This window comes from Terrabacter sp. AAH1 (assembly GCF_054456855.1).
On the sequence record NZ_JBTJJV010000005.1, the window covers coordinates 235,694 to 256,059 of the forward strand.

General features: G+C 71.4%; 20 protein-coding genes. 10 read left to right on the forward strand and 10 right to left on the reverse strand.

Features of this window, described 5'->3' with window-relative positions; genetic code table 11:
• Positions 1-14 precede the first annotated feature (14 nt).
• From ACXR8F_RS10865 to ctaE, 6 genes are all read right to left on the reverse strand, one after another.
• Positions 15-1,379 carry a ferredoxin reductase family protein gene (locus tag ACXR8F_RS10865; protein ID WP_045192548.1) on the reverse strand — a complete coding sequence of 455 codons (1,365 nt, stop codon included), beginning with the start codon at positions 1,377-1,379 and terminating at the stop codon, positions 15-17.
• 411 nt (positions 1,380-1,790) lie between these two features.
• Positions 1,791-2,144 (reverse strand): metallopeptidase family protein, encoded by a 354-nt coding sequence (locus ACXR8F_RS10870; protein WP_045192546.1) that lies wholly within the window; start codon positions 2,142-2,144, stop codon positions 1,791-1,793.
• A 76-nt stretch (positions 2,145-2,220) separates the two neighbouring features.
• Positions 2,221-3,978 carry a cytochrome bc1 complex cytochrome b subunit gene (gene qcrB / locus ACXR8F_RS10875; protein ID WP_458800377.1) on the reverse strand — a complete coding sequence of 586 codons (1,758 nt, stop codon included), beginning with the start codon at positions 3,976-3,978 and terminating at the stop codon, positions 2,221-2,223.
• Positions 3,975-5,084, reverse strand: coding sequence for a cytochrome bc1 complex Rieske iron-sulfur subunit (gene qcrA / locus ACXR8F_RS10880; protein WP_458800379.1), 1,110 nt, complete (start codon positions 5,082-5,084; stop codon positions 3,975-3,977). The genes qcrB and qcrA overlap by 4 nt, the downstream gene beginning before the upstream one ends.
• A 49-nt stretch (positions 5,085-5,133) precedes the next feature.
• Positions 5,134-5,943: a cytochrome bc1 complex diheme cytochrome c subunit gene (gene qcrC, locus ACXR8F_RS10885; protein WP_458800380.1), complete on the reverse strand. Its 810-nt coding sequence runs from the start codon at positions 5,941-5,943 to the stop codon at positions 5,134-5,136.
• A 75-nt stretch (positions 5,944-6,018) separates the two neighbouring features.
• A complete protein-coding gene (ctaE, locus tag ACXR8F_RS10890) occupies positions 6,019-6,681 on the reverse strand; it encodes an aa3-type cytochrome oxidase subunit III (protein ID WP_458800382.1) in 663 nt (220 codons plus the stop codon).
• Between the two features lie 237 nt (positions 6,682-6,918).
• Here ctaE and ACXR8F_RS10895 point away from each other — a divergent pair, with 237 nt between their 5' ends.
• Positions 6,919-7,389: a PleD family two-component system response regulator gene (locus tag ACXR8F_RS10895; RefSeq protein WP_458800384.1), complete on the forward strand. Its 471-nt coding sequence runs from the start codon at positions 6,919-6,921 to the stop codon at positions 7,387-7,389.
• A 2-nt stretch (positions 7,390-7,391) separates the two neighbouring features.
• Positions 7,392-8,441 carry an anthranilate phosphoribosyltransferase gene (gene trpD, locus ACXR8F_RS10900; RefSeq protein WP_458800386.1) on the forward strand — a complete coding sequence of 350 codons (1,050 nt, stop codon included), beginning with the start codon at positions 7,392-7,394 and terminating at the stop codon, positions 8,439-8,441.
• A gap of 113 nt (positions 8,442-8,554) precedes the next feature.
• On the opposite strand, the gene ACXR8F_RS10905 is transcribed toward trpD, so the two are convergent.
• Both ACXR8F_RS10905 and ACXR8F_RS10910 read right to left on the reverse strand, forming a co-directional pair.
• Positions 8,555-8,839 carry an Lrp/AsnC family transcriptional regulator gene (locus tag ACXR8F_RS10905; protein WP_045192538.1) on the reverse strand — a complete coding sequence of 95 codons (285 nt, stop codon included), beginning with the start codon at positions 8,837-8,839 and terminating at the stop codon, positions 8,555-8,557.
• 123 nt (positions 8,840-8,962) lie between these two features.
• The gene (locus ACXR8F_RS10910) at positions 8,963-10,768 is read right to left on the reverse strand and encodes a DEDD exonuclease domain-containing protein (RefSeq protein ID WP_458800389.1); all 1,806 of its coding nucleotides are present in this window, start codon (positions 10,766-10,768) and stop codon (positions 8,963-8,965) included.
• Between the two features lie 145 nt (positions 10,769-10,913).
• Here ACXR8F_RS10910 and ACXR8F_RS10915 point away from each other — a divergent pair, with 145 nt between their 5' ends.
• Complete coding sequence (locus ACXR8F_RS10915) at positions 10,914-11,240, forward strand: hypothetical protein (protein WP_458800391.1); 327 nt, start codon at positions 10,914-10,916, stop codon at positions 11,238-11,240.
• Between the two features lie 59 nt (positions 11,241-11,299).
• The gene (locus ACXR8F_RS10920) at positions 11,300-12,691 is read left to right on the forward strand and encodes a hypothetical protein (RefSeq protein WP_458800392.1); all 1,392 of its coding nucleotides are present in this window, start codon (positions 11,300-11,302) and stop codon (positions 12,689-12,691) included.
• Positions 12,692-12,718: 27 nt separating this feature from the next.
• Here ACXR8F_RS10920 and ACXR8F_RS10925 read toward each other — a convergent pair whose 3' ends face one another.
• Positions 12,719-14,509 (reverse strand): AMP-dependent synthetase/ligase, encoded by a 1,791-nt coding sequence (locus ACXR8F_RS10925; protein ID WP_458800394.1) that lies wholly within the window; start codon positions 14,507-14,509, stop codon positions 12,719-12,721.
• A 207-nt stretch (positions 14,510-14,716) separates the two neighbouring features.
• Between ACXR8F_RS10925 and ACXR8F_RS10930 the strand changes: the two genes are divergently transcribed.
• The 4 genes from ACXR8F_RS10930 to ACXR8F_RS10945 are packed head-to-tail and all read left to right on the forward strand — an operon-like array spanning position 14,717 to position 17,415.
• The gene (locus tag ACXR8F_RS10930) at positions 14,717-15,160 is read left to right on the forward strand and encodes an SRPBCC family protein (RefSeq protein ID WP_045192533.1); all 444 of its coding nucleotides are present in this window, start codon (positions 14,717-14,719) and stop codon (positions 15,158-15,160) included.
• 6 nt (positions 15,161-15,166) lie between these two features.
• A complete protein-coding gene (locus ACXR8F_RS10935) occupies positions 15,167-15,670 on the forward strand; it encodes a hypothetical protein (RefSeq protein WP_458800396.1) in 504 nt (167 codons plus the stop codon).
• Positions 15,670-16,638 carry an ROK family glucokinase gene (locus tag ACXR8F_RS10940; RefSeq protein ID WP_458800398.1) on the forward strand — a complete coding sequence of 323 codons (969 nt, stop codon included), beginning with the start codon at positions 15,670-15,672 and terminating at the stop codon, positions 16,636-16,638. The genes ACXR8F_RS10935 and ACXR8F_RS10940 overlap by 1 nt, the downstream gene beginning before the upstream one ends.
• 39 nt (positions 16,639-16,677) lie before the next feature.
• Positions 16,678-17,415: an endonuclease/exonuclease/phosphatase family protein gene (locus tag ACXR8F_RS10945; RefSeq protein WP_458800400.1), complete on the forward strand. Its 738-nt coding sequence runs from the start codon at positions 16,678-16,680 to the stop codon at positions 17,413-17,415.
• On the opposite strand, the gene ACXR8F_RS10950 is transcribed toward ACXR8F_RS10945, so the two are convergent.
• On the reverse strand, positions 17,412-18,014 hold the full coding sequence (locus ACXR8F_RS10950) for a hypothetical protein (protein ID WP_458800402.1): 603 nt from the start codon (positions 18,012-18,014) through the stop codon (positions 17,412-17,414). The two genes, ACXR8F_RS10945 and ACXR8F_RS10950, sit on opposite strands and share 4 nt — an antisense overlap.
• A 185-nt stretch (positions 18,015-18,199) precedes the next feature.
• Here ACXR8F_RS10950 and ACXR8F_RS10955 point away from each other — a divergent pair, with 185 nt between their 5' ends.
• Both ACXR8F_RS10955 and macS read left to right on the forward strand, forming a co-directional pair.
• Positions 18,200-19,063, forward strand: a complete 864-nt coding sequence (locus ACXR8F_RS10955; protein ID WP_458800404.1) for a lysophospholipid acyltransferase family protein — start codon at positions 18,200-18,202, stop codon at positions 19,061-19,063.
• Between the two features lie 4 nt (positions 19,064-19,067).
• A complete protein-coding gene (macS, locus tag ACXR8F_RS10960; RefSeq protein ID WP_458800406.1) occupies positions 19,068-20,366 on the forward strand; it encodes a MacS family sensor histidine kinase in 1,299 nt (432 codons plus the stop codon).

A 20,366-nucleotide genomic window follows, 5' to 3' on the forward strand; every position in this document is an offset into this window, starting at 1 on the left:
GTCCGGTCGCCCTGTCAGACGACGTCGAACAGCTCGGTGTGGATGCGGCTGTTGCGCACCCCAAGACCCTCCAGGGTGCGGGTCACGGCGGCCACCATGGGCCCCGGACCGCAGATGAAGTAGTCGATGCGCAGCTTCCGACGCCGTGCCGGAAGGTGGCGCTTCAGCATGGGGCGGTTGAGCCAGCCGACCTCGCCGTCCCACCTCTCCGGCGGCTCCTCCAGGATCTCCACGATGTGCAGGTCGAGGTCGTGCACGACGCCGTCGAGGCGTTCCCGGTGCAGCAGGTCGTCGGCGGTACGACCCGCCACGAAGAGGACGATGGGGCGCTCGTCGCGGCGCTCGGCGAGGGTGCGAACCATGCTGAGCATCGGCGTGATCCCGACCCCGCCCGCGATGAGGACGATGGCCTCGGAGGCGAGGCCGTCGACGGTGAACGAGCCGTGCGGGCCGTCGAGGTAGACGCGGCGGCCCGCCCTCATGCCGCTCACGAGCTCGCTGAAGTCACCGAGGGCCTTGATCGTGAACTCTTTGCGCCACGGCTCGGTGGCCGCTGACGCGATGGTGAAGGGGTGCTCCTCGAACACGTGCGGTGACGAGCCGATCTTGAGGAACGCGAACTGGCCGGGCCGGAACGGCACGCCATCGTGCCCGTCGGCGTGCAGGACGAGCGTCGCAGAGCTGTCCGGGTGCTGGCGGATCTCGTCGATGAGGTACGCGTTCTGTCGCTGACGTCGCGGACGCCACCACCACCGGTAGACCCACAGGCCCACGACGACCAGGGCCAGCACCGAGAACCACAGCAGGACCAGCGCGTTGTTGACGAGGTCGTCGAGCAGCCACACGTGCATGGCGGTCGCGAGCACGACGACGTTGGCCAAGATGATGTGCGAGAGCCGCCAGCCCTCGTAGCGCGGCCGTCGACGCCGGCGCGTCCAGGCGAGCCCGACGATGGCGAGGAGGGAGACGGTGGCGGTGAGGGCGAACCACACCCTCGGCGGGGCGTCGCGCAGGTCGAGCAGCGCGAGACCCTTGGGGGAGTGGGCCACGGCGAAGACGAGGTGCGCGAGCACGATGACGCCCGTGCCGATCGCCAGGGCCCGGTGCGCCCGCAGCACCCGCTCGATCCCCAGCTGCGTCGTCAGGGTGCGCACCCGCGACGGCAGCAGGAACGCCGCCACGAGCAGGGAGAGCGCGATGAGCCCGGTGGCCAGTGACAGCACGTGCAGCACCGGCAGGCCGGAGAGGACCCCGGTGCGTTCCAGCAGCAGGACGGGGATCGCGAGCGCGAGCAGGACCACGAGGGCCCAGCCGAGCGAGGCAGTGCGTCGACGCGGCAGCAGTCGTCTGTTGAGCGAGGTCGTAGCCTTCTGGGACACGGCGAATCCTTCTTGATCCCCGAGTGGACCATCCCCCTACGTAGTCACAGTCTGCCGGTCGGGACGCGCACCGTCCATGCCTCGATCCCCTTGTGGCTGTGGACGATTCGGTGCAAATGGTGGCGAGTCGGATCGAAAATCCCGGTGGTCCCGCGCCTGGTGCGAGGGCCGCACCGGCCCCGGACATGACGAAGGGGAGGGCGCGCGCCCTCCCCTTCAGTCGTCACTGCTCTTCACGGCCCTTCGGGCTCGCAGTGCGATCGTATGGGAGTGAACATCCAGGGCACCTCCGTCCGATCGGTTGTGTCCCTCGACGTTAGACCTCCTCGGAGGCCTGGTAAAGGGTTCTGTCCACCCCTCGTGCACGCGTAACGGGGGCCGGCTCGAACGGCCCGGCCTGTGCCCGTTCCCTCAGCCCCAGCCGAGCTCGTGCAGCTGGTCGTCGTCGATGCCGAAGTGGTGGGCCACTTCGTGCACCACGGTGATGGCGATCTCCTCACGCAGCTCGTCGCCCGTCTCGCACATCCGTTGGAGCGGCCCGCGGAAGATCGTGATGCGGTCAGGCAGCGCCCCGGCCGCCCACCAGCCGTCGCGCTCGGTGAGGGGGGTGCCGTCGTAGACCCCGAGCAGGTCGGGGTCGTCGGCCGGCGGCTCGTCCTCGACGAGGACGACGACGTTGTCCATGGCACGCGCCAGGCCCGGGGGGATGGAGTCGAGGGCATCGCCGACGGCCTCGTCGAACTCGGCTTCGGAGAGCTGGACCACGGATGCAGTCTCACACACGCCGAAGGGGCACGACCCGTGCGGGTCGTGCCCCTTCGCAAGTGGAGCGTGGTGCGGCTCAGTCGTGCTTGCGCGCCTTGATGGTCTCGCGCTCCTGACCCGCTCCGCGCCCCTCGATGGCCTCGTGCTCGCCGGTGGGGGAGACGACGTGGTCGTCGTGCTCGTGGTGCGCGGCCTCCAGCTCGCTCGGCGTGGCCGGTGCGACGCGGTCCTTGAAGTAGAAGTTCGAGAACTTCGCGCGCAGGCGCTCCTTGCGGGCGATCGGGCTGTCGACGCCGTTGGCGTCGGTGCCGGAGGTGAGCTGAAGCGGCTCGGGCGACTCGTGCTGGACGAGGACCCAGCGCTCCTGCGGCGTGAGCGGCGCGTGGATCTCCTCGAACTTGCCGTCCGCGTGACGCCAGATCGTGCCGGTCTCGCGGCCGTGGAGCACCTTCTGGCGGTCGGCCCGCTGCAGGCTCAGGCAGATGCGCTTGGTGATCCAGAAGGCGATGGGCGGCCCGATGAAGAAGAGCACGCGCAGCGTCTGCGTGATGTCGTTGATCGACAGGTGCAGCTTGATCGCCATGAGGTCGTTGCCCGCGGCGAGGAAGAGCACGACGTACATCGTGATGCCGGCGACACCGACCGCGGTGCGCGTCGGCGCGTTGCGGGGCCGGTCGAGCAGGTGGTGCTCGCGCTTGTCGCCGGTCACCCAGGCCTCGACGAAGGGGTAGGCGCCGATGATGCCCCACATGATGGGCAGCAGCAGGATCGAGCCCGGGAAGATGTTCATGCTCCAGGTGAAGCCGAACGTCTCGAACTCGAGGAAGCCGGGCAGCAGTCGCAGCGCACCGTCGGCGAAGCCCATGTACCAGTCGGGCTGCGAGCCCGCCGTGATCGGCGACGGGTCGTAGGGGCCGTACGCCCAGATCGGGTTGATGCTCACGACGGCCGAGATCAGCGTGATGACGCCGAAGACGATGAAGAAGAAGCCGCCGGCCTTGGCGATGTACACCGGCAGGAGCGGGTAGCCCACGACGTTGTTGTTGGTGCGGCCCGGCCCGGGGAACTGGGTGTGCTTGTGCACGAACACGAGCAGGATGTGCGCCGTGAAGAGGCCCACGAGGATCGCCGGGATGAGCAGCACGTGCGCGGAGTAGAGGCGCGGGATGATCGCCTCTCCCGGGAAGGCGCCGCCGAAGATGAAGTACGCCATGTACGAGCCGACGATCGGCACCGACTGCACGAAGCCGTTCATGGCGCGGATGCCGGTGCCCGAGAGCAGGTCGTCGGGCAGCGAGTAGCCGGCGAAGCCCTCGATGCAGGCGAGCATCGAGAGGATCGTGCCGAAGACCCAGTTGATCTCACGCGGCTTGCGGAACGCGCCCGTGAAGAAGACGCGCGCCATGTGCACGAAGACCGACACGACGAAGATCAGGGCGGCCCAGTGGTGGATCTGCCGGATGAGCAGGCCGCCGCGGATGTCGAAGGAGATGCCGAGCGTCGAACGGTAGGCGTCGGACATCGTCACGCCCTGGAGCGGCACGTAGCTGCCGTCGTAGACGACCTGGCTGGCGCTCGGGACGAACCAGAACGTGAGGAACGCACCGGTCAGCAGGCAGACGATCATCGAGTACATCGCGATCTCGCCGAGCATGAAGGACCAGTGGTCGGGGAAGACCTTCTTCGCGAGGAAGGAGACGCCCTTGGCGGCACCGACCCGGTCGTCCACCCAGCCGGCGATGCCGCCGAGCGGCTTCGTGGCGGCGGCGCGCTCGTCTGCCTGGCGGTCGCCGTCGCGCAGTGCGTCGGCGGGTCGGGTGTCGGTGGTGCTCATCGCGCACGCTCCCAGAAGCTCGGTCCGACGGGCTCGTGGAAGCCCTCGGGGGCGACGAGGTAGCCCGCGTCGTCCACGGTGATCTTGAGTTGCGGCAGCGGCCGCTTGGCCGGGCCGAAGATGACTGCGCAGTCCTCGGTGAGGTCGAAGGTCGACTGGTGGCACGGGCAGAGCAGGTGGTGCGTCTGCTGCTCGTACAGGCCGACCGCGCAGCCGACGTGGGTGCAGATCTTGGAGTAGGCGACGACGCCGTCGACGCCCCAGTCCTTGGCCTTCTGCACCTTGATCTTGTCGGGGTCGAGGCGGATGAGGATGACCGCGGCCTTGGCCTTGGCCTCGAGGACGTGCTTGCCCTCGTCGATGTGCTTCTGCAGGGTCTCGGGCATCACGTGGAAGACCGAGCCGTTGGTGACCTCGTCGAAGCGGATCGGCGTCATCTCCGGGTCGCGCATGAGACGGATCGGCTTGCCGCCGTTCTCCTTGGGGTCCCAGATCGTGTGCTTGAGCTCCTCGACGTTGACCGGGCCGAGCGAACCTGCCACCTGGAGGCCGAGGGGGAGGGCGAAGAGGCCGAGCGCCCCGCCGAGGGTGTACTTGAGGACGGGACGGCGGGTCAGCTGCGTGGACTCCACCCCGGCCGTGACCGTGGCGACGGCCTTGGCCCGCTCCTCACCGGTGGAGGCCTGCAGGTGGCGCTCCTCGACGATCTCCTCGTCGGACATCAGCGTCTTGGCCCAGTGCACGGCGCCGATGCCGATGAGGAAGATGGCGAAGCCGAGCGAGAGTCCGAGGACGACGTTCTGCGTCTTCGCCACGCCGATGCCGGGGAAGAAGAAGGTCGCCTCGTCGGGGATCGCGAAGTAGCTGACCAGGAAGACCAGCGTCGCGAGCATCGAGAGACCGAACATCGTCGCGACCTGGCGCTCGGCGCGCTTGGCGGCCTCGGGGTGGTCGTCGGCGGCACGGTGGACGTGCGCCGGCAGGCCCGGGTTCTCGAACTGGTCGGCGTCGCGGATCATCGACGCGGGGAGCAGGTCGTGCCCGTCGCCGGCGGCCGGCACGAGCGCGGTGCTCGTCCCGTGGTCCGTGGTCTCGTGGTCGTTCATCGGGTCGTGGTCCTGTCGTCGTGCGTGATCGGGACGATGCAGTGCGGGGTCATGCGGCCTTCTTGCCGAGCCAGACGGCGCAGCCGATGAGGATGCCGAGGGCGAAGACCCACGCGAACAGGCCCTCGGAGACGGGGCCGAGGTTGCCCAGCGTGAGGCCGCCGACGTTGGTCTGCGACTCCTGGGCCTTGAGGTAGGAGATGACCTTCTGCTTGGCCTCGGGGGTCAGGTTGGTGTCGTTGAACACCGGCATCGACTGGGGGCCGCTGACCATCGCCTCGTAGATGTGCTTGGGCGTCGTCTCGTCGAGCGCGGGAGCGTACTTGCCGCGCGTCAGGGCACCTCCGGCACCGGCGAAGTTGTGGCACATCGCGCAGTTGACGCGGAAGATCTCGCCGCCCTCGGCGATCGCCTTGTTGTTCTCGGCGGTGCCCGGCTGGAGGACGGTCGTCCACTTGCTCTCGGGCACCGACGGGCCGGGGCCGAGCGAGGCGACGTACGCGGCCAGGGCTGCGATCTGCTCGTCGTCGAACTTGACCTTGTTGACGGGCGCCTGGACGTTCGGGCCCGCGAGCGGCATACGGCCGGTGCCGACCTGGAAGTCGACCGACGCGGCGCCGACGCCCACGAGGGAGGGGCCGGACTTGGTGCCCTGTGCGTTGAGGCCGTGGCACGACGCACAGTTGGCCACGAAGAGGTCCTTGCCCTCGGAGACCGCGTCGGCCGCGGCGGTGGGCGCCGCGGCGTTGGCATCCTTCGGCGCCAGGAAGGAGTAGGCGCCACCGGTGACGAGAAGGCCGATCAGCAGCAGCACCGCGATCGCGGCGGGGTGTCGACGTCGGGCGGCCAAGGCGTTCACTGTGGGGTCCTGTCGTCCATGGTGGTGGTGGTCGGGTGAAGCGGTGCGGTCATGCGGGCGAAACCGGCTCGCAGGTCAGCGAAGGATGTAGATGGTCGCGAAGAGGGCGATCCACACGACGTCGACGAAGTGCCAGTAGTACGACGTGACGACGGCGCCGGTGGCGTTGGCGTGCGTGTAGCGGCGGGTCGTGAAGGTGCGGGCGATGATGAGCAGGAACGCGATCAGGCCGCCGGTCACGTGGAGGCCGTGGAACCCCGTCGCCATGTAGAAGACGGAGCCGTATGCGTCGGAGCTGAGCGTCACATTCTCGTGGACGAGCTCGGCGTACTCCATGACCTGACCGGCGATGAAGAAGGCGCCGAACAGGTACGTGAGGACGTACCACTCACGCATGCCCCAGCCCTTGAGGTCGAGCAGCCTTCCGGTGCGGGCCTTCTGGCCACGCTCGGCCTTCCAGACGCCGAGCTGGCACCACACGGAGGAGATGACGAGCACGAGGCAGTTGACGCTCGCGAACGGCAGGTTCAGCTTCTCGGTCTGCGTGGCCCAGAGGTCGCCGCGCACCGACCGGAGCTGGAAGTACACGGCGAAGAGACCCGCGAAGAACATGAGCTCCGAGGAGAGCCACACGATGGTGCCGACGGCAACCATGTTGGGGCGGGTCGCCGGTCCGTGATGGGCCGAGCTCGCTACTGCGCTTGAAGGAACTGCTGATGCTGTCGCCACGTTGGACATTATTCCCACATTCCTGTCCGGCTGTGCGAGGGACCCCCCGCTACGGGGCCGTTTCTCGCGCGGGTGTAGAGGATTCGTGACCATTCCGACACGAACCCTGAACAGCCGTGCTGGGGGCCGTCCGTGAGCCACCTTCCCACGGCGCCCGGAGCGGCCGTCGCCGGGGTGCCGCGTGGGCCGTCCCAGGGCCGGGAGGTCGGTGCGGCCGGCCGCGACCTGCCCGGTAGCATCGGGCGCATGACCGCCTCGAACGACAGCGCAGCGCAGGGACCGTCCACCGAGATCGCCACGACCGCCGCGTCGACGAAGCCGGTGGCGCGGGTGAGCGTGCTGCTCTACAGCGACGACTTCACGACGCGTGACGCGGTGCGTGCCGCGGTCGGTCGCCGGCCGGCCAAGGACGTCGAGGTGGTCCGCTGGCACGAGTGCGCCACGGCCGACGCCGTCGTCTCCTCGGTCGACTCCGAGCGCTTCGACATCCTCGTCCTCGACGGCGAGGCGGCCAAGGTCGGCGGGCTCGGCCTGGCCCGCCAGCTGAAGAACGAGATCTTCGAGTGCCCGCCGATCATCGTCCTCACCGGTCGGCCGCAGGACAGCTGGCTCGCGGCGTGGTCGCAGGCCGACCTCGCCGTGCCGCACCCGCTCGACCCGATCGCGCTGACGTCGGCCATCGCCACGCTCGCTCGCGCGGGCGTGCCCACGGCCTGACCGTGGCGCAGGAAGGCACGACCTGGTCCGGGCTGCTCACCGACCTCATCGCAGGTCGTGACCTCGACCGCCCGACGGCCGAGTGGGCGATGAACCAGATCATGGAGGGCGAGGCGACCCCCTCGCAGGTGGCGGGCTTCCTCGTGGGGCTGCGGGCCAAGGGCGAGAGCATCGAGGAGATGCGGGGACTGGCCGAGCAGATGCTCGCCCACGCGCGACGCATCGAGGTGCCCGGTCCGAGCCTCGACATCGTCGGCACCGGCGGCGATCGAGCCCACACCGTCAACATCTCGACGATGTCGTCGATGGTGGCCGCGGCTGCCGGTGTTCGTGTCGTCAAGCACGGCAACCGGGCTGCCTCCTCGTCGTCCGGGTCGGCTGACGTCCTCGAGGCCCTCGGCATCGACCTGTCGCTCCCGCCGGAGCGGGTCGTCGAGGTGGCCGAGGAGGCCGGCATCACGTTCTGCTTCGCCCAGACCTTCCACCCGTCGTTCCGTCACACCGCCGTGCCGCGGCGCGACCTCGGCGTCGGCACCGCGTTCAACTTCCTCGGCCCGCTCACCAACCCCGCCCAGCCGACGTATGCCGCCGTGGGCTGCGCGGACGCCCACATGGCGCCGCTGCTCGCCGGCGTCTTCGCCGACCGTGGCAAGGACGCCGCCGTGTTCCGCGGCGACGACGGGCTCGACGAGGTCACCGTCTCCACCACGACGCACGTCTGGTGGGTGCGCGGGGGCGCGGTCGCCGAGCACTCGGTCGACCCCGCCCGCCTCGGGCTCGAGCTGCACCCCATCGAGTCACTGCGCGGCGGCGACGCCGTCCACAACGCGGGAGTCGTCCGTGACATCTTCGCCGGCGCCACCGGCGCGGTGCGCGACGCGGTGCTGCTCAACGCGGGCATCGCCCTGGCGCTGACCCGTCCCGACTCGGGCGCCTCGCCCGCAGCCTTCGACGCGGACCTCAGGGCGGCCATGGACGTCGCGGCGGACGCCATCGACAGCGGGGCGGCCGCCGCGCTCGTGGATCGCTGGGTGGCGGCCACACGCCGCTAGACCGGGACTCGATCGGCCTCGACTGCAATCGACCGGCCTCGTCGGGAATCGACCGGCCTCGCCGGGCCGCCCACCGAGCCGGACGTCTCCGACCCGTCAGGCGGCGGGTCCGTCTACTCGCCCTCGAGGCCGAGGCTGAAGGCCGCCTCGAGGTCGTGCGAGGAGTAGGTGCGGAACGCGATGTGGGTCGACGTGCCGACGATGCCCTGCACCTTGTTGAGCCGGTCGGCGATGACATCGGCGAACTCCTCGTGCGCCTTGACCCGCACCATGGCGATGAGGTCGGCGTCGCCGGTCACGGAGTAGACCTCCGACACGGCAGGGATCTCGGCGACGGCTTCGGCCACCTCGGGGATCCGGTCGACCTCGCAGCTGATCATGACGATGGCGGTGATCACGATGCACACCCTAGCCCCCGACCCGGGAGGTCCCACGGCAGGCCGTCGGGCGACCGGCCGGTGCTCACGCGTCGCTGGTCAGGCCCGTCACCCGGCACCTCGCCCGGCCAGTCATGGGGCCCGTCATCCCGCACGGCGCAGCCGGTCGCGGCGACCGCCAGCACCACCGCGACCACCGTGACCCACACGACCGCCGTGTCCCGACGCGCCTGGCGACGCGACGTCGTCGTCGAAGCCGACGACGTCGCGGGCTGAGGCGATCGCGGGCTCGAGCTCGGTGCGCACGGACCCCGCGCCGCCGACAGGGCAGGTCCACAGCCCGTCGAGCTCGACGATGCGCACCCCCGGCGCCTCGAGCCAGCGCAGCAGGATCTCGGTCTCCTCGGTCAGGGCCGAGGGACGTTCGGACGTCGGCGGCGGCACGACCTCGGCCGTGGCCTGCACGGAGGCGACGTAGGGCATCGGGTCGGCCCCGCGCGGACTGACCGCGGTACCGGCGAGCCGGCCGTGCCGGATGCAGACGAGCTCCCAACCGCCGGCGTCGCTGCGCCGGGCCGCGACGATCTCGGGGGAGCGGGTCAGCGGCGCGAGCCGCTGCGCGCGCGCAGCGCCCCGGACGAGCTGCAGGAACCGGTCACGCACGCGTGCAGCGTCCTCGAAGCGCTCCTGCGACGCGAGCTCCTCCAGGCGTGCGCGCAGCAGCTCGGCGCCGGGACGGGCGTTGCCCGTGAAGATGGCGCGGCAGTCGGCCACCACGACCGCGTAGTCGCCCTCGGACTGGGCGCCGGTGCAGGGAGCCCCGCAGCGTCCCATGTCGGCGAGTGCGCAGGCAGTGCCGCGACCGGTGAGCCTGCCGGTGCACTGCCGCAGGGGCACCACCTCGTGGACGGCGTCGACGGCGGCCTGAGCCGTGACCCGTGACCGGAACGGACCGATGTAGTGGGCCTCGTCGTCACGCACCTGCTTGACGATGGACAGGCGTGGGAAGCGCTCCTGCGTCAGCTTGACCCACACCACCTTGCGGCCGTCCTTGGACCGACGGTTGAAGCGCGGCTTGTGCTCGTCGATGAGCCGCAGCTCGCGCACCTGGGCCTCGAGCGCGGTCTGGCAGACGATGGGGTGGACGACGTGGGCGAGGCGCACCATCTCGGCCATGCGGCTGCGCTGCTCGGAGGCGGTGAAGTAGCTGCGGACCCTGGTGCGGATGTCGCGGCTCGTGCCGACGTAGAGGACGCGGTCGTTGCCGTCCTTGAACAGGTAGACCCCGGGGGAGCTGGGCAGCGGGTCGGCGAGGAAGCGCTTGCGGCGCTGCGAGGGGGTGACCCGCGAGCTGTAGCTGGAGAGCTCCTCGAGCGTGTGGACGCCGAGGTTGCCGACCCGCTCGATGAGTCCGTGGAGGACGTCGACCGTGGCGCGCGCGTCGTGCAGCGCGCGGTGGTCGGGCGTGGTGGTGGCGCCGAACACCTGCGCGAGCGATGAGAGACGGTGGTTGGGCGACTCGTCCCGCACGACGAGCTGTCGAGCCAGCTGGAGCGTGTCGAGCACGGCGAACCCGGGCCACGGTGCACCGACCCGCGCCGCGGCGGCCCTGAGGAAGCCGATGTCGAAGCCGGCGTTGTGGGCGACGAGGACGCTGCCCGCGGCGAACTCGAGGAAGGCGGGCAGCGCGCTCTCGATGCGGGGTGCGTCGCGGACCATGGTGTCGGTGATGCCGGTGAGCACCGAGATGAACGCTGGGATCGGCTCGGCAGGGTTGACGAGCGTCTGGAACTCGCCGAGCACCTCGCCGCCACGGACCTTCACCGCGCCGATCTCGGTGATGCCGCACTGGGCCGGCGTGCCCCCGGTGGTCTCGAGGTCGACCACGACGAAGGTGACCCCGGCGAGTGAGGTGCCGAGGTCGTCGAACGTCGCCTGGATCGCCTGCATGCCCTGACCGTAGGCGGGTGCGCCGACATTGCCCCGGAGGCGCGTCGTCCCCCGCCGAGGGGTAGGACGTCCGCTCGTCCGCGAGCGGCGTTGTCGGTGGGCGCCCCTAGCGTCGTTCACGACAGATCGCAACGAGAGACGAAGGGTGGAAACAACGATGATGCTCGTCGACTGCCAGACCTGCCCGGTGCGGGACGTCCACTGCGCTGACTGCATGGTGACGGCGCTGGCCGAGACCCCGCTGCAGCTGGGGGCGCGCACCGGCGGCCCGGGGCGTCCACAGCTCGCCGACCCTGCTGCCCCGCCGCCCGGCACCGTGCCCCTCGACCGCGCCGAGCGGCGAGCCGTGTCGGCCTTCCTGGCGGCCGGCCTGGTCACGACCGCGACCGCGAACGCCGCTCGTGCCGAGCTCGACCGCGAGCGCGAGGAAGGGGTTCGCGCCCCGGCCCACGGCGCCCGCTGGGCGGTCTGAGCAGGCCCCCCCGCGCGCGGCGTCAGACGGGGTACGGGCGGGCGTGGCACGATGACGCGGTGCCCTGCCAGACCCGTAGAGCGACCGCGGCCACGAGCCGGACGCGTCTCGGCAGGTCGCTCGTCGCTGCCGCGGCGTCCCTGGCACTGGCCGGGTGCACGGCTGGCTCCCCGGCGGGCACGGCCGCGCCGGGCAGCGCTCCACCCGCCTCGGTCTCTGTCACCGACCCGGCCGCCCCTGGGCCCGGCGCCCCAGAGGACATCCCGCCCGAACGATGGGCGGCCGCCAGGCAGCAGGCCGTCACGGCCCTGGTCCGTGCCCGGCTCTCCGCCGCCCACCGGGGCGATGAGCGCGCCTGGCTCGCGCCTCTGGGCGGCCCGAACCGGACCGTCCTGCGCACCACCCAGCAGGCCGTGCTCCAGCGGATGAGCGCCATCGGCGTCGAAGACCTCGAGCTGGACGACGTGCGTGAGACGACCGCGCCGGTGCCGGCCCCTGCCGGCACGTCGGTCGAGTGGGACGTCAGGGTCGACCTCAGCTACAGGATCCGCGGCTTCGACACGGCGCCGCGATCCTTCGACCTCGACCTCACGTTCAAGGCCGACCCCGCGGTCCCGCAACGACTGACGGTCACGGCGAGCGCGCCGTCGGGGCGTCCTCAGCCGTGGGACCTCGCCGGTCTGCGTATCCGGCGGTCGCCGACGGCGCTCGTCCTCGCGGTCGGCAGCGCCTCGCGGGTCGAGGAGATCGCCCGCCGTGCCCGCACGGCTTCCTCCCGGGTGGCGGCGGTGTGGGGGAGTGCCCGGCCGGCAGTGTGGATCGCCCCGGCGAGCGATGCCGACGCCGGTCGGCTGCTGGGCCGCGCCGCTGGCCCCGACGGTCTCGGCGGTGTGGCGGCGGCCACGGACGGCCCGTTGACGCCGGGCGAGCGGGCGGGTGCCGATCGCATCATCCTCGTGCCCAGGGCCTGGACGTCGCTCCGGTCCGACGGTCGCGACGTCGTCATGACCCATGAGCTGACCCACGTCACCGTGCGCGGCTCGACCACCCGAGCGGTGCCCGTCTGGCTCTCGGAGGGCTTCGCCGAGCTCGTCGCCTACCGCCCGATCGACCTGCCGGAGAGGGCCGTGGTCGGTCCGGCGGTCGCTCTCGTGCGCGCTGGTGGCATGCCGCGCGCCCTGCCGGGTGACGACGACTTCGCTCCGGGCACGCAGACGCTCCAGGCGGCATACGGCCTCTCCCTGGTGGCCCTGCGCTCGCTAGCCGACGCGCACGGCACCCGGGCCGTCGTCGCGCTGTACCGCGCGGCGGCGGGCGGTATCGCGGTGCCCACGGGCCGGCTCGACGACAGGGAAGCGGTCGTCGACACCGCGCTGCAGGCCACGATGGGCACCACGCGAGGTCGCCTCGTCAAGGACTGGCAGGCCCGGCTGCGGAGCCTGCTGCACTGAGCCGCCCGGCTGCGAACAACCCTGGGTTCAGGCGTAGAGCGCGTCGACGTCGTCGGCGAAGTCCTTCATGACGACGTTGCGCTTCAGCTTGAGCGACGGCGTGAGGTAGCCGTTCGCCTCGGTGAAGTCGCCGGGCAGCACCGTGAACTTGCGGATGGACTCGGCCTTCGACACGGCCTCGTTCGCGCGGTCGACCGCCTCCTGGAGCGCCTCCAGCACCTTGGGGTGGGAGCGGGCCTGCTCGAGCGTCACGTCCTCGAGCCCGTGCGTCTTGGCCCAGAGCGGCCACATCTCCTCGTCGAGCGTCAGCAGCACGCCGATGAAGGGCTTCTGGTCGCCGACCACGATGCACTGCGACACGAGCGGGTGGGCGCGCAGGCGGTCCTCCAGCACGGCGGGGGCGACGTTCTTGCCGCCCGCCGTCACGAGGATCTCCTTCTTGCGGCCCGTGATCCGCAGGTAGCCGTCGTCGTCCATCTCACCGAGGTCGCCGGTGTGGAACCAGCCGTCGACGAGAGCCTCGGACGTGGCGGTGGGGTTGCCGTGGTAGCTACCGAAGACACCGACGCCCTTGAGCAGGATCTCGCCGTCGTCGGCGATGCGGATGCCGGTGCCCGGCAGGGGCGGTCCCACCGTGCCGATCTTGATGCGGTCGGGGGTGTTCACGGCGACGGGGGCCGTCGTCTCGGTCAGGCCGTAGCCCTCGAGGATGACGACACCGATGCCGCGGTAGAAGTGGCCGAGACGGGTGCCGAGGGGCGCTCCGCCCGAGACCGCGTAACGCACCTTGCCGCCCATGGCGGCGCGCAGCTTGCCGTAGACGAGGCGGTCGAAGATCGCGTGCTGGATGCGGAGCCCGAGGCCCGGGCCGCCGGCGTCGAGGGCCTCGCTGTAGGCGATGGCGACGGTGGCGGCGCGAAGGAAGATCTTGCCCTTGCCGTCGGCGGACGCCTTGGCCTCGGCCGAGTTGAAGATCTTCTCGAAGACGCGCGGCACCGCGAGCACGAACGTCGGCTGGAACCCGGCGAAGTCGTCGAGGAGGGTCTTGATGTCGGCAGAGTGACCCATGCGCGCCTTGCCGGCCACGCAGAGCACCTCGATGAACCGCGCGAAGACGTGGGCGAGTGGCAGGAAGAGGAGAGTCGACGCGTTGTCGGTGAGGACGACCTGCCCGAGCTTCTCGATGGCGTTCTCGGCGAGGTCGAGGAAGTTGCCGTGCGTCAGCTCGCAGCCCTTGGGGCGGCCCGTGGTGCCGGACGTGTAGATGATCGTCGCGAGCGAGCGCCGGTCGAGCCCCGAGCGGCGCTCGGCGAGGTCGGCGTCGCTGACCTCGCCACCCTTCTCGCGCAGGGCATCGAGCCCGCCGCCCTCGATGGTGACGACGGCGCGCGGCGACGGCAGGTCGCCGCGGATCTGCTCGACGACGGACCGGTGCGTCTGGGTCTCGACGACGGCGAGGTGCGCGTCGGAGTCGGAGAGGATCCACTGCACCTGCTCGGCGGAGGAGGTCTCGTAGATCGGGACGACGACGGCGCCGGCGCTCCAGGCGGCGAAGTCGACGAGGGTCCACTCGTAGCGGGTGCGCGACATGAGGGCGATGCGGTCGCCGGGCTGGATGCCCTCGGCCATGAAGCCCTTGGCGACGGCCGCGACGTCGGCGGCGAACTGCGACCACGTGACGTGGGTCCAGCCGCCCGAGGGGGTCTTGCGCGAGAACGCCGTCTCGGCCCCGGACTCCGCGGCGTTGCGTGCCGGCAGGTCGGCGAGGCTGCCGTCCGTCGTGACGGGGGCAAGTGCGGCGACGACGTTGTCCTTCACTGTCACTCCTGATCGCGTGGGAAAGTTCTGGTGCACCTTACCGAGCGGTAACTGCCCGGGCCACGTCGTGAAGGTCACAGCGGAATCCGGGGGCGCGGCCGGCCCTCGCGGACCCGGCGGACCACATCTTCGCACGCGGCCGACGCGCCGTGACAGGCGTCCGGGCGTGGGCGGTCGTGCGACAGGTGACGCGATAGCCTTCGGCGCATGGCCGATCGCACCGAGTCCTCCATCGTCATCGACGCACCTCCGGGCGAGGTGCTCGACGTCATCGCGGACTTCGAGGCCTACCCCGAGTGGGCGGGTGAGGTGAAGGACGTCGCGGTGCTCGCCGAGGAGGGTGACGGCTGGGCCGACCAGGTGCAGTTCACCCTCGACGCCGGCGCGATCAAGGACACCTACGTCCTGGACTACGAGTGGGACGTCGTCGAGGACGGCACGGGAGTCATCTCCTGGTCGCTCGTTTCGGCTCAGGTGCTCAAGGCGATGAACGGCTCCTACACCCTGACGAGCGACGGCGACGGCACCAAGGTCACGTACCGTCTCGCGGTCGACGTCAAGATCCCGATGATCGGGCTGCTCAAGCGCAAGGCGGAGAAGGTCATCGTCGACACCGCGCTCAAGGAGCTGAAGAAGCGCGTCGAGGCCTGAGCCGCGGTGACGCCCAACGACGCATCCCGCGCCGGTGGCGCCCCCGGCTCCGTGGCCGAGGAGGCGGCGCTGCTCGTCGACCTGCTCTCCCAGCGTGGCTGGGGTGCCCCCTCGCGTATGCCGTCGGGCACGTCCGACGCGAACGGCCACTCCGCCGACCGAGCGCACGAGCAGCCGCATCACGACCACCCGGCAGCCGACCCGAGCGACCGTCCCGACGGCTCCGACGATCGTCACTCCGCCCGGTCGGACTGCACCTGCGGCGGCACGACCCCCGCTGCGTGCCGGGTCTGCCCGGTCTGCCAGCTGATCGCCTTCGTGCAGCAGGTCAACCCCGACACCATCGACCGGGTCGCCGACTTCGTGGGCTTCGCGGCGACGGCCCTGCGTGACCTGGCGACCGCGCAGCGCGAACGCCGCGAGGAGCGCGGTGACCATGGCGATGACGAGCACAACGACGACGAGCGCAACGACGACGAGCGCCACACGACGCGGCCGGGAGGACCCTGATGAGCAGACGGCTGGCCATCGGCATCGACATCGGCGGCACCAAGGTGGCCGGAGGTGTCGTCGACGAGAACGGTGTCATCACGCACCGCAGCCGTCGCGACACCCCGCACCGCTCGACGTCGCCCTCGGTCGTGGAGAACACCATCGTCGAGTCGGTCGAGGAGCTGCTGTCGAAGGTCGGTGACGACGACGTCGTGGCGGTCGGCATCGGTGCGGCCGGCTTCGTCGCCGAGGACCGCGCCACGGTCGTCTTCGCGCCGCACCTGTCGTGGCGCAACGAGCCGCTGCGCGACTCGCTCGCCCAGCGCATCGCGCTGCCGATCACCGTCGACAACGACGCGAACGCGGCCGCGTGGGCCGAGGCGTGCTTCGGCGCGGCCCGCGGTGAGTCGCACGTCGTCGTCATCACGCTCGGCACCGGGATCGGTGGCGCGCTCATCATCGACGGCAACGTGCAGCGCGGCCGTCACGGCATCGCCGGCGAGTTCGGCCACATGCAGATCATGCCGGGCGGCGTGCGCTGCGAGTGCGGCAACCGCGGCTGCTGGGAGCAGTACGCCAGCGGCAACGCCCTCGTCCGAGAGGCCCGCGCGATGATGGACGCCGGATCACCCGTCGTCGCCGACCTGCTCTCGCGGCTCGGTGGAGACGGGTCGGCGCTCACCGGCCCCTTCATCACCGAGGCCGCCCGTGACGGCGACCCGACCGCGCGCGAGCTGCTCGCCGACATCGGGCGGTGGCTTGGCATCGGCCTGGCCAACCTCGCCGCGGCCTTCGACCCCGGACTGTTCGTCATCGGCGGGGGCGTCAGCGCCGCCGACGAGATGCTCATAGGCCCGGCCCGCGAGGCGTTCCGGCGACAGCTGCCAGGTCGGGGCTACCGACCGGAGGCGAGGATCGTGCGCGCCGTCCTCGGCAGCGACGCGGGCCTCATCGGGGCGGCCGAGCTGGCGCGGGCGGGCCGCTGACCCGTGCCCGGCGACCGGCCCGGGAACGTGCTGCGGGTCATGAGCTACAACGTGCACGACCTGCGCGACGACCGCGCTGCCGCGGCGCGGGTGGTGCGGACGGTCGCGCCCGACGTGCTCTGTCTCCAGGAGGTCCCGCGCCGGCTCACCACCGAGGTCAGGCTGCCGCGGTTCGCACAAGCGTGCGGCATGGCTTGGGGCAGGGCGTGGGGCAGGGCGTGGGGCAGGGGGCGTCTCGGCACCGGCGGCACGGCCGTGCTCGTCGGTCCACGAGTGGTCCTCGTCGGGCGCAGTCGAGGACGGCTGCCGGTGCGCTTCCCCGACCGCACGAGAGGGTATGCCGCCGCGACCGTGGAGCTCGCCGGCGGCGCGGCCACGGGCCGACCCGTCACGGTCGTCAGCGTGCACCTCGGCTTGCGCGCCGACGAGCGGCTGCGGCACACGTCGGCGGTGCTCGAGAGGTACGCGTCCGACACGTCCTCGCGTGGGTCGGTGTCCGACGTCGTCGTCGCGGGCGACCTCAACGAGGGCAGCGACGGCCGGGCCTTCGCCGTCCTCGCCGACCGCCTGCGCCTCGTGTCGGGTGACACCGCCACCTTCCCGGCCGCAGCCCCGACGGCCGCCCTCGACGTCGTCTTCGCGAGTCCGGGTCTTGGGGTCGCCGTGAGCGAACCTGCGGAGGTCGAGGAACGCGACCTCGCCCGCGGCTCGGACCACCGTCCCGTCTGGGTGGACCTCGACCTCACGGCCGCACCGGTGCGAGAGCAGGGTGGCTAGACCCGCGTGCCGTCGTCGAAGGGGTCGCGCTCGTTACCGCCCCGCAGCACGAGCAGCACGAAACCGACGACGACCATGGCGAGCGCCGTCGCGACCCACCAGCCGCTGCCGTCGCGGTCGAAGAACAGCACGTAGAGCAGCAGGAGCGGCCCACCCACCAGTCCGCCGACGATGGCCCAGAACATCGGGTCGGTCTCGGCCGAGGGCAGGTCGATCTCGGACGGCGGCACGAAGTGGTCGTCGTCGCGGTCGGACGCGTCGAGCAGGTCGTCGGCGTCGTCGCGCCGGGGCGTGCTCCCGCGCCAGGCGTGCGAGGTCGTCGGAGCGATCGGCAGCTCGAGCCGGCCGCCTGCGGGCGTGGTGGTGTCGGGTGACGCGGACGGCGGGGCCTCTGCCGGCGAGGGGTCGAGCGCGACGGCCGAGCCGGTGGGATCGGCGCCGTCGGAGGCGGTGTCGGACGGCTCGTCGGCCGGGGCCTCGGCCGCGGTCGCATCCGTGGGTGACGGCGCCGACGCCTCACGGCGCTGCGGGTCGGGGGCCTCGTCGTCCCACCCCGCGATGATGCGCTCGAACTCGGCGTCGAGGTCGCGGTCAGCCACGACGGCTCCCGGCGGGGGTCGTCGGCGAGCACGCGGGCGCCCGACGGGGCGTCGGGAGGACCGTCGCAGGGGTCACGGAGGGGCTCCTCGGACGAATCGGCTGTACCTGTCGATCCTCGCATGCGCGGATGTGGGTGCGCGAGTGTCGTAGAGTTCGAGCGGTCACTGATGGAAGGCGGACGCGGTTGTTCTACTGGTTCCTCAAGACGATCGTCATCGGACCGATCATCAAGCTCCTCTTCCGCCCGTGGGTGGAAGGGGAGGAGAACATCCCCGAAGAGGGCGCCGCGATCTTCGCGAGCAACCACCTCTCCTTCTCCGACTCGATCTTCCTGCCGCTCGTCGTCTCGCGGCGCGTGACGTTCCTCGCGAAGAGCGACTACTTCACCGGACGCGGCATCAAGGGCCGGCTGACCGCCGCCTTCTTCAAGGGTGTCGGGCAGCTGCCCGTCGACCGGTCGGGCGGCAAGGCGAGCAACGCCGCGCTGAGCTCGGGCCTGAAGGTCCTGCGCCGCGGCGACCTGCTCGGCATCTACCCCGAGGGCACCCGTTCGCCCGACGGCCGGCTCTACCGCGGCCGCACCGGCGTGGCCCGGATGGCGCTCGAGGGCAAGGTCACGGTCATCCCCGTCGCCATGATCGGCACCGACAAGGCGCAGCCCACCGGCAAGGTGATCCCGCGCATCATGCGGGTCGGCGTCCGCGTGGGCAAGCCCCTCGACTTCTCGCGCTACGAGGGCATGGAGGACGACCGTTTCGTCCTGCGCTCGATCACCGACGAGATCATGTACGAGCTGATGCTGCTCTCCGGCCAGGAGTACGTCGACATGTACGCCACGTCGATGAAGGACCGTCTCGTCTCGGCGGCCCGCGCCAAGGCGCGGGAGCTGCAGGAGGCTGCGAAGCCCGGGAGCGCCGCGCCGGAGCTGGAGGAGGCGCTCGACGCTGCCGAGGGCAAGGCGCGTCCGTCTGCCGACGCCGACCCGACCCCGACGAGCTCGGAGCCCGTCGACGACGACGGCGACGGGCCGGTCGTGGCCGCCTCCTGAGCCGATGACCGTGCCTCGCGACGCCGGTGCCGAACCCGTCGACCCGGGCTCGGCCGTCGTCCCGGCGTCGCTTGACCCCTCACCCGCGGGCGAGCGGGGGAGACCCGCCCGCCTCGCCGATGACGAGCACGTGCTCGTCCGAGGCCTGTGGCGAGCGGTCGACGTCTTCCGCTGGCTCGCCCTCGCGTACGCGACGTGGGCGGTGTGGGGGCGCCACGGCGAGATCGCGCGCCTCGGGGGAGCCGTCGCCGTGCTGGCGGTCCTGGCCGCGTGGACGGCGGTGCAGACCCTGCGGCCCATGCGCACCGTGCGCGCCTACACCGTCGAGCTCGTCATCGGCTGCAGCGCGATCCTCGCGACCCGCCTCGTCGACGATCCCGAGGTCATCACCGGAGGTGCCAAGACCATCCCGTCGATCTGGCCCACCGCTGCGGTCGTCGGGTTCGCCGTGCTGCGCGGCTGGCGTGGGGGTCTGGCTGCTGCGTCGCTGGTGGCGGCCACCTCGTTCGTCGAGGTCGTGCAGCCGACGGCCAACACCATCTCTAACTCGATCTTCGGGCTGCTGCTCGGCGGCTGCATCGGCTACTGCGTCGACCTGGCCCGCGCCAGCCACGAGGCGCTGGCCGAGGCCATGCGACTGGACGCGGCGCGCAACGAGCGTGACCGTCTTGCGCGCACGGTGCACGACGGGGTCCTGCAGACGCTGGCGTTCATCAACCGCCGCGCCGCCGAGCTCGGTGGCGAGGCTGCCCGCCTCGGGGCGATGGCGGGGGAGCAGGAGACCATCCTGCGCACGCTGGTCAGCCAGACCGATCTCGCCGAGGTGGGGCGGGCGGTCAGCGGCGACGCCGACCTGCGCGTCCTGCTCAGGCACGTCGAGCGTGCCGGCGTGCAGCTCGTCGCGCCCGCCGACGCGGTGCTGCTGCCTCGCCGCGTGGCCGACGAGGTCGTCGCGGCCGTCGAGGCCGCGCTCGACAACGTGCGCCAGCACGCAGGCGAGAGCGCCCGCGCGTGGGTGCTGCTCGACGATGACGGCAAGGACGTCGCCGTGACGATCCGCGACTCCGGTCGGGGTGTCCCGGCGGGCCGTCTCGACGAGGCCCTGGGGCAAGGCCGGCTCGGTGTCTCGTCGAGCATCCGGGGTCGTCTCGCGGACCTCGGCGGCTCCGCGAGCATCACGTCCGGGCCGGCGGGCGGCACCACGGTCGAGCTGCGCATCCCGAACCGCCGGACGAACCGACGTCCCACCCGTCACCATGGTGACGAACCGGACACCAGGCCCTCTCGACGAGGAACACCGTGA